Raw genomic sequence first — 15,478 nt, forward strand, 5'->3', positions numbered from 1 at the left:
TATATCAATGCAAAACTGTAGTTTTTGCTTATTCTGTAACGAAATTGCACGATCATGTCGTTATGTATGTATTTATACAGCGAAAGTGTACATGGCAAAAGCGTCATTTACACGCTAGTATCGGCATAACCACAAAGTACTTTTAATAATTTGAGTTGCCGAAAGCCAACGCATCTGCAACTCGAAGTATGATGAGTATAAACACTCTAGCCTCTGCACCTGGGTCAAATGATACGGTGCTTTGGCCGTGACAAGACTTGAAAAAGTTTGTCACCAGGGCGCAGGAAGAAATGACTACGTCTCCCGTATTTGGAAAGGTGTACATGGGCTCTCAACTTACCGATGCTTTCGCACGTAAGTTTTACTACTTACGTTTGTCGATTACCGATGTGTGTAACTTTCGTTGCACCTACTGCCTGCCGGATGGCTATAAGCCCGGCGGGGTCACCAATAACGGCTTTTTGACCGTTGATGAAATTCGCCGCGTCACGCGTGCGTTCGCCAGTCTGGGAACGGAAAAAGTGCGTCTGACGGGGGGCGAACCTTCACTGCGTCGCGACTTCACTGACATCATCGCCGCCGTGCGCGAAAACGACGCCATCCGCCAGATTGCGGTAACCACCAATGGTTATCGTCTGGCGCGCGATGCCGCCGCCTGGCGCGATGCCGGACTGACCGCGCTCAACGTCAGCGTCGACAGCCTCGATGCCCGTCAGTTTCACGCCATTACCGGACAGGACAAGTTTCAGCAGGTGATGGCAGGCATTGATGCCGCCTTTGATGCCGGTTTTGAAAAAGTGAAAGTCAACACCGTGCTGATGCGCGACGTAAACCATCATCAACTGGACACCTTCCTGGCGTGGATCCAACCTCGACCAATCCAACTGCGTTTTATTGAACTGATGGAAACGGGCGAGGGCAGCTCTCTCTTCCGTAAACACCATATTTCCGGACAGGTACTGCGCGATGAGCTGCTGCGTCGCGGCTGGATCCACCAGATCCGACAGCGTAGCGACGGCCCGGCTCAGGTATTCTGTCATCCTGATTATGTTGGCGAAATTGGTCTGATCATGCCTTATGAGAAAGACTTCTGCGCCACCTGTAATCGTCTGCGCGTTTCCTCTGTCGGCAAGCTTCATCTGTGTTTATTTGGTGAAGGTGGCGTAAGCCTGCGTGATTTGCTGGAAGACGATGCTCAGCAACCGGCGCTGGAAGAACGTATTTCAGCCGCGCTGCTGGAGAAAAAGCAGACCCATTTCCTGCATCAGAACAATACCGGTATTACGCAAAACTTATCTTACATTGGCGGCTGATCGCTAAAAGGAGTTTTTCATGAGTCAGGTAAGCGCTGAATTTATCCCGACACGCATTGCTATTCTTACTGTTTCCAACCGTCGCGGCGAAGAAGATGACACCTCCGGCCATTATCTGCGTGACTCGGCGCAAGAAGCGGGTCATCAGATTGTCGATAAGGCGATTGTCAAAGAGAACCGCTACGCCATCCGCGCCCAGGTTTCTGCCTGGATTGCCAGTGACGATGTACAGGTGGTGCTCATTACCGGTGGCACTGGCTTAACCGAAGGGGACCAGGCGCCGGAAGCGCTGCAACCGCTGTTCGACAGAGAAGTTGAAGGGTTTGGCGAAGTCTTCCGTATGCTGTCGTTTGAAGAGATTGGCACCGCGACGCTGCAATCCCGGGCGATTGCCGGGGTGGCCAATAAAACGCTGATTTTTGCCATGCCGGGTTCGACGAAAGCGTGTCGTACCGCATGGGAAAATATCATTGCGCCGCAGCTTGATGCCCGTACGCGTCCGTGTAATTTCCACCCACATTTGAAGAAATAAGTATGTCGCAACTGACTCATATTAACGCCGCTGGCGAAGCGCATATGGTGGATGTCTCCGCCAAAGCGGAAACCGTACGCGAGGCGCGTGCAGAAGCATTCGTAACCATGCATAGCGAAACGCTGGCGATGATCATCGACGGCAGCCACCATAAAGGTGACGTTTTCGCCACGGCGCGTATTGCCGGTATTCAGGCTGCCAAACGGACCTGGGATCTTATCCCACTGTGTCACCCGCTGATGTTGAGCAAGGTCGAAGTCAATTTGCACGCCGAGCCGGAGCACAATCGCGTACGTATTGAAACGCTGTGTCGCCTGACCGGTAAAACCGGCGTTGAAATGGAAGCGTTAACGGCAGCCTCCGTGGCGGCATTGACCATCTACGATATGTGCAAAGCGGTACAAAAGGATATGGTGATTGGTCCGGTGCGTCTGCTGGCAAAAAGCGGCGGCAAATCGGGTGATTTTAAGGTGGATGCGCATGATTAAGGTTCTTTTCTTTGCTCAGGTACGGGAACTGGTGAACACCGATGCGTTAGAAGTTGCCGCCGAGTTTGCAACGGTAGAAGCGCTGCGCAAGCATCTGGCGGCGCAAAGCGATCGCTGGGCGCTGGCGCTGGAAGACGGCAAGCTGCTGGCGGCGGTGAATCAGACGCTGGTCAGTTTTGACCATCCTCTTAACGCGGGTGATGAAGTCGCTTTCTTCCCGCCGGTAACCGGAGGCTAAAATGGCTCAAACGCGAATTGTTGTTGGCCATGCGCCGTTCAGCGTCGGGGATGAGTATCCCTGGCTGGCAGAGCGCGATGAAGACGGCGCGGTCGTCACTTTCACCGGTAAAGTGCGCAATCACAATCTCGGTGACAGCGTGCAGGCGTTAACGCTGGAACACTATCCGGGAATGACCGAAAAAGCGCTGGCGGAGATTGTCGACGAAGCGCGTTCGCGCTGGCCACTGGGTCGGGTGACGGTGATTCATCGCATTGGCGAACTGTGGCCGGGTGACGAAATCGTGTTTGTTGGCGTGACCAGTGCGCATCGCAGCAGCGCATTTGATGCCGGGCAGTTCATTATGGATTACCTGAAAACCCGCGCGCCGTTCTGGAAACGCGAGGCTACGCCGGAAGGTGAGCGCTGGGTTGATGCCCGCGACAGCGATAAGCTAGCAGCAAAACGCTGGTAGAGTACAATTGTTGTAGGCTCATACTGATTCAGGAGATTGTCATGGACCGATTCCCACGATCCGATTCTATTGTACAGGCCCGTTCCGGTCTGCAAACGTATATGGCGCAGGTGTACGGCTGGATGACCTGCGGACTGTTGCTGACGGCGTTTATCGCCTGGTATGCGGCAAATACGCCCGCGGTGATGATGTTTGTCTTCTCCAGCAAAATCACCTTCTTTGGCCTGATCATCGCTCAACTGGCGCTGGTGTTTGTCCTGTCCGGCATGGTGCAAAGGCTGAGCGCGGGTATGGCGACCACGCTGTTTATGCTCTATTCGGCATTAACCGGGTTGACGCTATCAAGCATTTTTATCGTCTATACCTACTCGTCTATCGCCAGCACCTTCGTGGTCACTGGTGGGATGTTCGGGATCATGAGCTTGTATGGCTACACCACCAAGCGCGATCTGAGCGGCTTCGGCAATATGCTGTTTATGGCGCTGATCGGTATTGTGCTGGCCTCACTGGTTAACTTCTGGCTGAAGAGCGAAGCGCTGATGTGGGCGGTGACCTATATCGGGGTGATTGTGTTTGTCGGTCTAACCGCCTATGACACACAGAAGCTGAAAAATATCGGTGAACAGATCGACCTGCGCGACAGCTCCAATCTGCGTAAATACGCAATTCTTGGGGCCTTAACGCTGTATCTGGACTTCATCAACCTGTTCCTGATGCTGCTGCGTATTTTCGGCAATCGTCGTTAATTGTCTGTTGCCGGATGCGGCTTAACGCCTTATCCGGCCTACTTTTGATACCAGGCGGTAGGCCGCATCCGGCACTATATACACCCTTATTTCGCCATCGCCTTCTCGTTCTTTGCCCGTAGCTTTTTCGCCCGACTCTCCAACAGCAAATAACACATCAGCGCCAGCAGCAGCGGAATAAAATAGTACAACACGCGATACGCAAGCAGGGCAGCAATGATTGTCCCCTGAGACGTGTTCTCTCCCGCCAGCAACGCCATAAACACTGCCTCCAGCACGCCGATCCCCGCCGGAATATGCACAATAACCCCGGCAATACTGCTCACCAGCAGCACGCCCAGCACAAAGAAATAGTTGATGTTCTGGCCCAGCAACAACCAAATAATCGCCCCCATAACCATCCAGTTAGCCCCGGATATCGCCATTTGCGCGAGGGCAAATTTCCACGAGGGTAGCACCAGCTTTTGGCCCTTGATGGTGATGTGACGATGTTTAGCGAAAGCGCAAAACCACAGATAAACAACAATAATCATCAGCAGCGCTATGCCTAAAATGCGCAATGTGCCTTCATCGATATACCAGTGTGCGGGCAGTTCGACGACGCCGAAGGTAAAAATAAAACCGCCCAGCAGAATATAGCCCAGCCAGTTGGTGGTTATGCTCAGCGAAAAAATCCGCGTTATTGTGCCCCCCGGCAACCCGAGGCGCGAGTAAAGGCGATAACGCATCCCAATACCGCCCACCCAGGTGCTCAACGTCAGGTTGAAGGCGTAACAAATAAACGACACCAGCATGACCTGGCGTTTTGCCAGTTTGTGACCGCAGTAGTAGCGGCCGAGCAGATCATAACAGCCGTAAAGTAAATAACTGACGATCACCAACCCCACGGCGCTGAGCAGGGCGATCCGGTTGTAATCGTGAATTACCGTCCACACTTCCTGCCAGTTGACTTTGCTGGCATAAACAACCAGCAACACGGTCACCGCAATAAAAAATAACCATGTGAGGATCTTTTTCGCTAACCGCCAGCGTCGGTGATTTTTTGCCATCAGGTTTTCCCTCCTGCATCCTCAGTTTGTATACGGTCCTGAGTTTCCAGAGCGGGCTGCGCGGGCGGCTCTATCTCGGCCAGATGCGGGGTATGCGCCGGAAGCCAGCCGACCAGCGCCGGGAAGTGGCGTAAAAAGTGGAAGGCCAACACGCTTTTAGTCAGGTTCCACCAGGTGCGTTTTGGCAGCATGGATTCATCAACCCGCTTGCAGTCCTGCGTAATAATAGGGTTCAGGTTGTCGCGCAGGGTCTGGTTAAACGTGCGGTCATGAATAATCAGATTTGCTTCCAGATTCAGCGACAGGCTCAGCGGATCAAGATTGCTGGATCCCACCGTCGCCCAGTGATCGTCCATCAGCGCCACTTTGCCATGCAGAGGTTTACGGCGGTATTCATAGACATGGACGCCACCTTTAACCAGATAGTTGTACAACAGGCGGGCGCCCACTTTCACAATCGGCATATCCGGTTCACCCTGCACGATGAGTTTTACCCGAACGCCGCGTCGTGCCGCTTTACGCAGGGCATGCAGCAGGCGGTATCCTGGAAAGAAATAGGCATTGGCGATAATCACTTCCCGCCGGGCCTGGGTCAGCATTTTCAGATAGTGGCGTTCAATATCATCGCGATGCTCTTCGTTATCGCGCCAGACAAACAGCGCCTGCGCTTCGCCAGGGCGATGATTGTCGATTGCCCGGTGATGACGTCGCCACCAGCGTCGTACGGCGCTCTGTCCGGGCAAGTTTTCCAGCACGAATCTTAGGATGTCGGCTACGACTGGACCTTCAACGCGCACGGCGTAATCCTGTTTGGCCTCCGGGCCGTAATCAGACATATGTTCAGCGGAGTAATTGATGCCGCCGACAAAGGCAACACGGTCATCAATGACCACTATTTTTCGATGCATACGGCGAAAGAGATTGGTGCGCATACCGAACAGGCGCGGGCGCGGATCGTAGTAGCGGAAAACAATGCCGGCTACGGTCAGCTCTTCAACAAAACTGTCGCTCAGATCCGGCGAGCCGTAGCCATCCAGCAGCACCTCTGCTTTGATACCTCGCCGGGCGGCTTCGAGCAACGCGGCATGCAGCCGTTTTCCGACCGCATCTTCAAACCAGATAAAGGTCTCAAGGATAATTTTTTGCTCTGCCTGCTCAATGGCGTCAAAGACGGCGGGGTAGAATTGATCGCCATTTTCCAGCAGTTGAATTTGATTGCCTTCACGCCAGCCATATTTCATAAATGAATCTCCGCACTCAGGGGGGCATGATCGGACAAATGTCGCCAGTGACGCAGCGCCAGCGTCGTTGGGGTACTGGCATTCGCGTTTTTCACATAGATCCTGTCCAGGCGCAGCAGGGGAAACTGCACCGGAAAGGTTCGCGCCGGGCGGCCGTGGGCGCGGGTAAAAATCTCGTCAAGGCCAGCTTTGGCTTTCAACGGACGATTGGCCGTTTGCCGCCAGTCATTAAAATCTCCGGCAATCACTACGGGCTCCGCGTTGGGTAGGGCGTTAACCCAGTCTGCCAGCATAGAGAGCTGGGTCTGGCGGTGAGCTTCACGCAGGCCGAGATGTACACACATCACATGGATGGGGTGGGAGAGCATTGGCGGTACGATTCGGCAGTAAAGGACTCCGCGCTTTTCACTCGCGCCGACTGACACATCACGATTTTCATAATGCTCAATGGGATACCGCGACAGCACCGCATTACCATGATGTCCCTGCGGGTACACGGCGTTACGCCCGTAGGCGAAGTCGCTCCACATGGTGTCCGCCAGAAATTCGTAATGGCTGGTATCCGGCCAGTTATCAATGTGCAGCGAATGCGCTTCGTGTGCGCCCATGACTTCCTGCAGACATACAATGTCTGCCCCAACCGTTCTGACGGCCTCCCGTAGCTCAGGCAAAATAAAACGCCGGTTGAAGGCGGTGAACCCTTTGTGAGTATTAATGGTGAGCACATTGAATGAAAATTGAACTCCCGATCCGCTCATGAGCCTCCCGATGGCGTCACTTCCTAAATAAAATAGTGTAGTCGTCGTCACAAAAAGATGCGGTGTTGCGGAATTTTCCGTAAAGTCCGGTACTCTGAACAATTAGTCGAAAATCCTTCAGGAGAATAGCCATGAGGTGGCAACAACGTGTTCGTGTCGCAACGGGTCTAAGTTGCTGGCAGATAGTGTTGCATTTACTGGTAGTGGCGTTGCTGGTAATGGGCTGGATGAGCGGCAGACTGGTGCATGTCGGCCTGGGATTGTGCGTCGTGTACGGCGTTACGGTTTTATTGATGCTGGCATTGCAACGTCACCACGAACAGCGCTGGCGCGACGTGGCTGATGTGCTGGAAGAGTTGACCACGACGTGGTATTTCGGTGCCGCAATGATCGTGCTGTGGCTGCTGTCGCGTGTGCTGCAAAACAACGTCTTGCTGGCACTGGCGGGGCTGGTAATCCTTGCCGGACCCGCCGTGGTCTCGCTGCTGGCGAAAGACAAAAAGCTACATCACCTTGCGTCTAAACATCGCATACGCCGCTGATCCGGTCGTGGCCGCTATCACCAACAGCGGCCACAAGCTTCCCCAGACAATCTTCAGACTCGCATCTTTCAGGTAAATTTGTTTCGTGATGTCCGTAAAATGGCGGATCGGGTTTATCCACGTCAGATTCTGCAACCAGACCGGCATGTTTTCGACCGGTGAGACGTAGCCCGAGAGTAAAATCGCCGGCATCATAAACACAAACACGCCGATAAACGCCTGCTGCTGGGTGGCGCACAGTGACGAAATCAGCAGACCAAAGCCAACCAGCGACAGCCCGTAAATCACCATCGTGAAATAGAACAGCCCCAATGAACCGGCAAACGGAATGTGATAAGCCCAGATACCGATCGCCAGCACAATGGTGGCCTGAAAAGTAGCCACAATGAGCGCGGGCACCGCTTTACCGATAAAAATCTGCCAGGTGGTCAGCGGGGAAACCAGCAGTTGATCCAGTGTGCCTTGCTCACGCTCGCGGGCAACCGAGAGCGAGGTGACGATCATTACGCCGATGGTGGTGATCATGGCGATCAGCGACGGAACCACAAACCATTTGTAATCCAGATTCGGGTTGTACCAGTTACGCACTACCAGCTCACTGTTGTTCGGTTTCGGCTTGCCGTCCATCAGCTCCTGCTGATACTCCTTAACGATTTGCTGCAGGTAATTCGCGGCAATTTGCGCGCTGTTGGAGTTTCGCCCGTCTAGGATAATCTGCATGGGTGCCTGCTGGAAGGTATCCAGATTACGCGAAAAATTGGCCGGGAAACGCACCAACAGCAGGGCTTTTTGCGTGTCGATGGTGGGCTGGATCTCCTGCGGGCTTTTCAGCAGCAGAACATGCGTAAAAGCGCTGGCGCGGGCGAAGCGCTGGGTAAGCTCAACCGAATGTTTACCGTTGTCTTCGTTATAGATAGCAATTGTGGCGTTGGTGACTTCCAGCGTTGCCGCGAACGGGAACAGGATAACCTGAATCAGCACCGGTAAAATCAGAATGGCTCGCGTCTGCGGTTCGCGTAACAGCGATTGCAGCTCTTTGCGAATTAATGTCCATAAGCGATGAAACATGCCCGTCCTCTCAGTCCAGTTTGTAGGCCTGATAAGCAAAGCGCATCAGGCATAATGCCGGATGGCGACGTGAACGCCTTATCCGGCCTACGGCTACAATTATCCATACACATATTTAATCCAGCCGACGTTTGGTTTTAAGCCACGTCAGGCCAATAAACATCACCGCCGAAGCGATTAAAAACAGCACGTTGATAATCAGCACCACCGGAATATTGCCCGCCAGGAACAGGCTTTGCAGGGTGCTGACGAAATAACGCGCCGGAATAATGTAGGTTACCGCCCGGATAATCGCGGGCATGCTGTCTATCTGGAAGATAAAACCCGATAACATAATCGAGGGCAGGAAGGCGGCGTTCAGCGCGACCTGCGCGGCGTTAAACTGGTTGCGGGTGATGGTGGAAATAAGCAACCCCATACCCAGCGTACTGAGCAGAAACAGGCTGGTAATGAAAAACAGGATCAGCAACGAGCCGCGGTAGGGCACGCCAAGAATAAACACCGACACCAGCATACACAGCAGCATCGCCAGCATGCCCAGAAAGTAATACGGGATCAGTTTGCACAGCAGTAGCTCGACGCGGGTGACTTCGGTAGACAGCAGCGCTTCCATGGTGCCGCGCTCCCATTCGCGCGCCACCACTAATGAGGTGAGGATGGCGCCAATCACCGTCATGATGATGGTGACCGCCCCGGGAATAATAAAGTGCTGGCTGATGGCCGCCGGGTTAAACCAGTAACGGGTCTGCACGTCGATCAATGGTTTGAACGATTCCCCACGATCTTCTGCCCGCTGTTGCTGCCAGATTTGCCAGATGCCTTCGACATAACCCTGCACAAAGTTGGCGGTATTGGGTTCGCTGCCGTCGGTGATCACCTGGATCGGTGCCACGTCATTGGGTCGTGCCATCTGCTGGGCAAAATCCACCGGGATCACCACCAGCCCGCGAATGCGCCCGGCCTGCATTTTCTCAATCAGTTCCTGGCGATTATCGCTGATGGTGGCGTCAATATACGGCGAACCGGTCATGGTATGGGTAAAATCCAGCGCCTCTTCGCTCTGCTGTTCGAGCAAAATCCCTACCCGCAGCTTGCTGGAGTCGAGGTTGATCCCGTAGCCGAAGATAAACAGCAGCAGCAGCGGGATCACCACCGCAATCAGCCAACTGCTGGGATCGCGGACGATCTGGCGCGTCTCTTTCACGCAAAGCGCACGTACGCGACGCCAGGAGAGAGCGGAGTTACTCATGCGTATGCTCCTTATCCCAGTCATTGATTAGCGTGATGAACGCCTGTTCCATGGTCGGGTCCGGCGTGTCGCTGTCGGCAGCCTGAGCCTTCAGGTCGTCTGGCGTACCGCTGGCAATCAGCTTGCCGCGATATACCAACCCGATGCGATCGCAGTATTCCGCCTCATCCATAAAGTGGGTGGTCACCATCACCGTGACGCCTTTTTCCACCATGCTGTTGATATGCAACCAGAACTCGCGGCGGGTAAGAGGATCGACCCCAGAAGTGGGTTCATCAAGGAACAGAATGTCGGGTTCATGCATCAGCGAGCAGGCCAGCGCCAGACGCTGCTTAAAGCCCAGCGGCAGTTCGTCGGTGGCGTGGGAGGCGATACTTTTCAGGCCAAATGCCTCGCTCATACGATCGATTTTCTCTTTCTGCGCCCGACCGCGCAGGCCGTAGACGCCGGAGAAAAAGCGGAGATTCTGTTCAACCGTCAGGTTACCGTACAGGGAGAATTTCTGCGCCATATAGCCCAGATGCTGACGCGCTTTGCCGGAGCTGACTTTCAGGTCCATATCCAGCACCAGCGCTTTGCCGGAAGTGGGGACCAGCAGGCCGCACATCATTTTAAAGGTGGTGGATTTGCCAGCGCCATTAGGGCCTAACAGACCAAAAATCTCGCCGCGCTGCACGGCAAAGTCTACGTGGTCGGTAGCGGCAAAATCGCCAAATTTCTTGGTCAACGCTTTGGCTTCGATCACCGTTTCGCCTGGCGTGCCTTCCACGGTATGCAGGATAGCGCCCAGTGGGGACTCCGATGTTCCGGCTCCGCCGAGTAAATCGATAAAGGCATCTTCGAAGCGGGGGGCTGTTTCGTTGATGGTTATCTCCGGCATGCCGTCAGCGTTTTGGATCTGCTGAGCAGTAGCCTCTTTTTTCAGGATTAAACGGACGGATTTACCCTGAATCATTCCGTCGCTGACCAGCGGCAGCTTTAACGCGCGTTGCAGCAGTCGGCGGTTGTTTTCCTGTGGACTGCTCATCAGGAAGCTACGACCCGCCATGGTTTGCGTAAGCTGAGTAGGATCGCCCTGGTATAACAGTTCACCTTCGTTCATCAGCAGCACATCACGGCATTGCTCTGCTTCATCCAGATACGACGTACTCCAGAGGATCAGCATGCCGTCCCCGGCCAGTTCGTGGACCATTTGCCACAGTTCGCGACGGGAAATAGGGTCGACACCCACGCCTGGCTCATCCAGCAGCAACACTTTGGGTTCGCCAACCAGCGTACAGGCAAGCCCGAGCTTCTGCTTCATGCCGCCAGAAAGCTTGCCCGCCAGTCGCCCGGTAAACGGCCCTAACGAGGTAAACTCCAGTAGTCGGGCAAAGGTTTTTTCTCGCGCTTCACCGGTGACGCTGCGTAAGTCGGCATAGAGATTGAGGTTCTCCATGACGGTTAAATCTTCGTACAGACCAAATTTCTGCGGCATATAGCCCAGCACCGCATGGAGCGCGCTGTCGTCTTTGATGGGGTCAAAACCAATCACCGCAGCACTTCCGGCATCAGGTTTTAATAATCCCGCCAGCATTCGCATCAGCGTGGTTTTGCCCGCGCCGTCAGGCCCGACAAGTCCGGTCACGTAGCCCGCATGAACGGTACAGTCGAGCGGGGCGACGGCCGGCTTTTCCATTCCGGCAAAGTTTTTCGTCAGCCCTTTAAGCGTAATGACGGCGTCATTCATGCCGTGCCTCATCGCCAAACTTAATCGTTACCGGCATTCCCTGGCGCAGCGAATCGTCCGCGTCGGTGACGACAATTCGCAGGCGATAAACCAGGTCGGTACGCAGGTCAGGAGTCTCGACCGTTTTCGGGGTAAATTCGGCGGTAGGAGAAACGAAGCCGATTTTGCCGTGATACGGTTTGTCCGGTCGGCCATCGGTATAGAGCAGGATCTCACGTCCTGGCTGCGCCTGGCTCAGATTTCGTTCGTCAACGTAAGCACGAACCCAAACCGGACGCGTGAGCGACAGCGTCAGTACTGTGCCCCCTTCGTTCAGCATGCTGCCGGGTTCAACCGCACGGGTGAGAAGCGTGCCGTCAGACGGCGAGGTCAGCGTGGTGTCATGCAAATTAAGCTCTGCCTGTGCCAGCTCGGCCTGAGCTTGTTCGAGCGTGGCTTTTGCCTGCTCGATGTCCTGCACACGATTACCGCTGCGATATTGCGTGAGTTTATCCTGCGCGGATTTCAGCGAAGCTAACGCCTGATCGCGAGATGAACGGGCGTTTTCCAGATCGTTGGCTGAAATGGTGCGGCTTTTCCACAATCCGACCTGCCGATTGTAAAAGTTCTGCGCGTAATCATAGGCGGCCTGCGCCTGTTTGACTGCCGCCGCGGTTTGCGCGATCTCTTCTTCGCGATACCCTGCCAGCATCAGATCGTATTGCGCCTGTGCGGCAGCTACATTGGCTTTTGCCTGCATCAATGCGTTTTCATACGGTGCGCGGTCCAGTTCACCCAGCACCTGGCCGGCGGTAATGGCATCGCCTTCGTCAACCGCCAGCGAGGCCAGCCTGCCGCCGACACGAAAACTCAGGTTGACGCTACGGATATCGACATTGCCGTATAGCGTCAGGCCGTTATCTTGCCGACTCTGATACCACCACGTTCCACCGGCAATCACGGCAACGAGGGCCGCGATAACCAGCCCGAGAACGACAGGTTTTTTCATGACTCCAGACTCCTTTGCGTTAAACCTTGCAGAATAAGATCGATGTGACAGGTGATCGTTTGGTCAATCAGCGCGGTTTTATCCTCATCAAATTGTGACCAGCCCGTACGCAACAGAATGGTTTCTTTCCCCAGACGAAAAGCCAGCACCTCGCCGAGAATGGCGTGGGTGTGCAGAATCATTTGGGTATCATTGGCATCGCCGCCCGTATAGGCGGCAATCAGGCGCGTCAGATGTGTATGCAGCGGATTGATAACCTGGTCGTGCACCAGTTGATAAGCCGCGGTGGGGGAAAGCTGTTCACGCGAGATAAATTTGCTCAGGTTAACGGTGTCGTCCTGAGTTAACAGCATGATCATATTTTTGCAGGCGCGCAGGATCAGTTCGCGCATCGCGCCACGGTCCGGCTCTGGTTGGGCGAATAAACGCTCGGCCTCTTCAGCGTGCGGGCGAAACTGTGCACCGATAAAATCCGCAATCCACTGGGCGCAGGCGAGATATAAATCCTCTTTTGAGCCAAAATAGTAGGTGATAGCCGCAATGTTTTGCCCGGCCTGTGCAGCGATATCGCGCGTCGTGGCGTGCAGACCATACTCGCCGAATTGCGCCAATGCGGCGGCAATGAGCTGGTTCTTCGCCTGTTCACCTTTGGTTGTCATGGTGGGTGTATTCATGGCACGACTCTGATCTTAATCAATCGATTGATTAAGATTATGACTGATGTGTAGCCTTGTCCAGTCCGGAGCGTTATTTTCCAGTGAAGGGATAATTTATGCGGCACATCACAAAAACTGCTACACTCCGCCCCTTCATGACATTGTGGTTTTTGTCATCTCTATTGTATGTATCTCCCTGAAAACGACACCGGTAACGGTCAGGGCGGTTCGGAGTTGTTATGTCTTTTGATTCCCTTGGTTTAAACCCTGAAATTTTACGTGCCGTTGCCGAGCAGGGTTACCGTGAACCTACCCCTATTCAGCAGCAGGCTATTCCTGCCGTGCTGGAAGGCCGCGATCTGATGGCCAGCGCCCAGACCGGTACGGGGAAAACGGCAGGATTTACCTTGCCGCTGTTGCAGCACCTGATCACCAATCAGCCGCATGGTAAAAGCCGTCGTCCGGTTCGTGCGCTGATCCTCACGCCAACCCGCGAACTGGCGGCCCAGATTGGCGAAAACGTCCGTGATTACAGTAAGTATCTGAATATTCGCTCGCTGGTGGTCTTCGGTGGCGTCAGTATTAACCCGCAGATGATGAAGCTGCGTGGCGGCGTAGATGTGCTGATCGCCACTCCGGGTCGTTTGCTCGATCTGGAACACCAGAATGCGGTGAAACTGGATCAGGTTGAGATCCTGGTACTGGATGAAGCTGACCGCATGCTGGATATGGGCTTTATTCACGATATTCGTCGCGTTCTGGCAAAACTGCCGGCAAAACGTCAGAACCTGCTGTTCTCGGCAACGTTCTCTGATGACATTAAATCGCTGGCCGAAAAACTGTTGCACAACCCGCTGGAAATTGAAGTGGCGCGTCGTAATACCGCGTCAGAGCAGGTTACTCAGCACGTTCATTTCGTTGATAAAAAACGTAAACGTGAACTGCTGTCGCAGATGATTGGTCAGGGCAACTGGCAGCAGGTGCTGGTGTTTACCCGTACCAAACATGGCGCGAACCATCTGGCAGAGCAGCTGAATAAAGACGGCATCCGCAGTGCGGCTATCCACGGTAATAAATCTCAGGGTGCGCGTACGCGTGCGCTGGCTGATTTTAAATCCGGTGATATTCGCGTGCTGGTAGCGACCGATATTGCCGCACGTGGTCTGGACATTGAAGAGTTACCGCACGTGGTGAACTACGAGCTGCCAAACGTCCCGGAAGACTATGTGCACCGCATTGGTCGTACCGGTCGTGCGGCCGCTACCGGCGAAGCGTTGTCTCTGGTGTGCGTCGATGAACACAAGCTGTTGCGTGATATCGAGAAGTTGCTGAAAAAAGAGATCCCGCGTATTGCAACGCCAGGCTACGAGCCAGATCCGTCCATTAAAGCTGAGCCGATCCAGAACGGTCGCCAGCAGCGTGGCGGCGGCGGTGGTCGTGGGCAGGGCGGAGCAGGGCGTGGCCAGCAGCCGCGTCGTCAGGATGGCGGTGCGCCAAAAGCGAAACCGCGTAGCGGAGAAGGCAAACCGGCAGGCGATAAGCCTCGTCCACCGCGCCGTCCGCGCAAACCGTCTGCAGCACAGTAATTCACCTTGCTGTATGGCAGTATAAACACGCTATCCGGCCTACACACTGTGTAGACCGGATAGGTCAATCACTCCCCCGAACTTTGCGATTTCAGCACGATTGAGCAGGTATATCGTCCTGCCGGGTGAATCGAAATCGTCGTCTCAAATACTTTCCCGTCCCTGTCCAGATAACGACGCACGATTCTCATCGCTGGCGAATCAGGTGCTACATTGAGAATCTTTGCCACCTTTTTGGGCACGCCGACAGCCGTAATGGTCTGATGCACCTCATGGCTTTTAATACCGTAATGCGTTTCGATCAAATCGCTGATTAACGAGTGTGGATCGTCACGGATGTACGTACGCAGCTTGGCGTAATCCGTGCTGGCATAACTGTCCGTCCAGCAGATTGGCGCGTCGGGGTTTTGCGCATCTTCGCGAGTGCTGGCAATGTGCAGCCAACGGGAACCGGGCGGGCAGCCAATCATCAGGGACAACTCTATGTCCGCCACAATCTCATCGATTTTCTTGATGACGCGCAGATTGTTTTTGGCCAGCAGCAACAGATCCTCAAGATGCGATAGCGGGTGATTGACGCCGTTAGCCTTAGGTTCGCAAACGCGGGTTCCCGCGCCTTTACGCCGTGATATCAGACCTTGCTCTGTTAATTCCCTTAACGCCTCACGCATGGTGTGGCGGCTGACCTGCCATGTTTCGCACAGTTCCATTTCCGTAGGAAACAGCGAACCGGGGGCAAAAGTTCCCACCGCAATTTGCTGCGCCAGTTCACGTGCTATTCGCTTGTACAGAGATTCTTTCATCGCAGTTTCATCAAAATATTAGTGATCTTTATCACGAA

Annotated in this window: 17 protein-coding genes and 1 riboswitch; of the genes, 8 read left to right on the forward strand and 9 right to left on the reverse strand. The window is 54.3% G+C overall.

Annotated features, from left to right (window positions below; genetic code table 11):
• Nucleotides 1-190 precede the first annotated feature (190 nt).
• Nucleotides 191-336: riboswitch (molybdenum cofactor riboswitch) on the forward strand.
• From moaA to OGY71_RS19360, 6 genes are all read left to right on the forward strand, one after another.
• The gene (gene moaA, locus OGY71_RS19335; RefSeq protein ID WP_032934386.1) at nt 324-1,313 is read left to right on the forward strand and encodes a GTP 3',8-cyclase MoaA; all 990 of its coding nucleotides are present in this window, start codon (nt 324-326) and stop codon (nt 1,311-1,313) included. Its footprint overlaps the riboswitch before it by 13 nt.
• Before the next feature lie 19 nt (nt 1,314-1,332).
• Entirely contained in the window at nt 1,333-1,845 is a 513-nt protein-coding gene (gene moaB, locus OGY71_RS19340) for a molybdenum cofactor biosynthesis protein B (RefSeq protein WP_003035187.1), read from the forward strand.
• A gap of 2 nt (nt 1,846-1,847) precedes the next feature.
• On the forward strand, nt 1,848-2,333 hold the full coding sequence (moaC, locus tag OGY71_RS19345) for a cyclic pyranopterin monophosphate synthase MoaC (protein WP_003831529.1): 486 nt from the start codon (nt 1,848-1,850) through the stop codon (nt 2,331-2,333).
• Nucleotides 2,326-2,571, forward strand: a complete 246-nt coding sequence (moaD, locus tag OGY71_RS19350) for a molybdopterin synthase sulfur carrier subunit (protein ID WP_003831530.1) — start codon at nt 2,326-2,328, stop codon at nt 2,569-2,571. Before moaC ends, moaD begins: the two co-directional genes overlap by 8 nt.
• Before the next feature lies 1 nt (nt 2,572).
• Complete coding sequence (gene moaE / locus OGY71_RS19355) at nt 2,573-3,025, forward strand: molybdopterin synthase catalytic subunit MoaE (protein WP_003831533.1); 453 nt, start codon at nt 2,573-2,575, stop codon at nt 3,023-3,025.
• 41 nt (nt 3,026-3,066) lie between these two features.
• Nucleotides 3,067-3,771: a Bax inhibitor-1/YccA family protein gene (locus tag OGY71_RS19360; protein WP_003831536.1), complete on the forward strand. Its 705-nt coding sequence runs from the start codon at nt 3,067-3,069 to the stop codon at nt 3,769-3,771.
• 86 nt (nt 3,772-3,857) lie between these two features.
• On the opposite strand, the gene OGY71_RS19365 is transcribed toward OGY71_RS19360, so the two are convergent.
• The 3 genes from OGY71_RS19365 to OGY71_RS19375 are packed head-to-tail and all read right to left on the reverse strand — an operon-like array spanning nt 3,858 to nt 6,819.
• Complete coding sequence (locus OGY71_RS19365) at nt 3,858-4,820, reverse strand: lysylphosphatidylglycerol synthase domain-containing protein (protein ID WP_286613557.1); 963 nt, start codon at nt 4,818-4,820, stop codon at nt 3,858-3,860.
• Nucleotides 4,820-6,061, reverse strand: a complete 1,242-nt coding sequence (gene clsB, locus OGY71_RS19370) for a cardiolipin synthase ClsB (RefSeq protein ID WP_286613558.1) — start codon at nt 6,059-6,061, stop codon at nt 4,820-4,822. Before clsB ends, OGY71_RS19365 begins: the two co-directional genes overlap by 1 nt.
• Nucleotides 6,058-6,819 (reverse strand): endonuclease/exonuclease/phosphatase family protein, encoded by a 762-nt coding sequence (locus tag OGY71_RS19375; RefSeq protein WP_126318751.1) that lies wholly within the window; start codon nt 6,817-6,819, stop codon nt 6,058-6,060. The genes clsB and OGY71_RS19375 overlap by 4 nt, the downstream gene beginning before the upstream one ends.
• A 131-nt stretch (nt 6,820-6,950) precedes the next feature.
• On the opposite strand from OGY71_RS19375, the gene OGY71_RS19380 reads away from it, so the two are divergent.
• Complete coding sequence (locus OGY71_RS19380; protein WP_003831542.1) at nt 6,951-7,361, forward strand: YbhQ family protein; 411 nt, start codon at nt 6,951-6,953, stop codon at nt 7,359-7,361.
• Here OGY71_RS19380 and OGY71_RS19385 read toward each other — a convergent pair.
• The 5 genes from OGY71_RS19385 to cecR form a co-directional block, all read right to left on the reverse strand.
• Entirely contained in the window at nt 7,323-8,429 is a 1,107-nt protein-coding gene (locus OGY71_RS19385) for an ABC transporter permease (RefSeq protein ID WP_003831543.1), read from the reverse strand. The genes OGY71_RS19380 and OGY71_RS19385 overlap by 39 nt on opposite strands.
• Before the next feature lie 115 nt (nt 8,430-8,544).
• The gene (locus OGY71_RS19390) at nt 8,545-9,678 is read right to left on the reverse strand and encodes an ABC transporter permease (RefSeq protein WP_003831545.1); all 1,134 of its coding nucleotides are present in this window, start codon (nt 9,676-9,678) and stop codon (nt 8,545-8,547) included.
• Nucleotides 9,671-11,407: an ATP-binding cassette domain-containing protein gene (locus tag OGY71_RS19395; protein ID WP_003831546.1), complete on the reverse strand. Its 1,737-nt coding sequence runs from the start codon at nt 11,405-11,407 to the stop codon at nt 9,671-9,673. Before OGY71_RS19395 ends, OGY71_RS19390 begins: the two co-directional genes overlap by 8 nt.
• A complete protein-coding gene (hlyD, locus tag OGY71_RS19400) occupies nt 11,400-12,395 on the reverse strand; it encodes a secretion protein HlyD (protein WP_003831548.1) in 996 nt (331 codons plus the stop codon). Before hlyD ends, OGY71_RS19395 begins: the two co-directional genes overlap by 8 nt.
• Entirely contained in the window at nt 12,392-13,069 is a 678-nt protein-coding gene (gene cecR, locus OGY71_RS19405; RefSeq protein WP_003831550.1) for a transcriptional regulator CecR, read from the reverse strand. Before cecR ends, hlyD begins: the two co-directional genes overlap by 4 nt.
• Nucleotides 13,070-13,290: 221 nt before the next feature.
• On the opposite strand from cecR, the gene rhlE reads away from it, so the two are divergent.
• The gene (rhlE, locus tag OGY71_RS19410) at nt 13,291-14,637 is read left to right on the forward strand and encodes an ATP-dependent RNA helicase RhlE (RefSeq protein WP_003831551.1); all 1,347 of its coding nucleotides are present in this window, start codon (nt 13,291-13,293) and stop codon (nt 14,635-14,637) included.
• 68 nt (nt 14,638-14,705) lie between these two features.
• Here the strand turns inward: rhlE and OGY71_RS19415 are convergent, their stop codons facing one another.
• Nucleotides 14,706-15,440, reverse strand: a complete 735-nt coding sequence (locus OGY71_RS19415) for a GntR family transcriptional regulator (RefSeq protein ID WP_164562983.1) — start codon at nt 15,438-15,440, stop codon at nt 14,706-14,708.
• Nucleotides 15,441-15,478: the final 38 nt, after the last annotated feature.

The sequence above is a fragment of the Citrobacter sp. Cpo109 genome (assembly GCF_030332565.1).
In the GTDB taxonomy this organism is placed as follows: Bacteria; Pseudomonadota; Gammaproteobacteria; order Enterobacterales; family Enterobacteriaceae; genus Citrobacter; species Citrobacter portucalensis.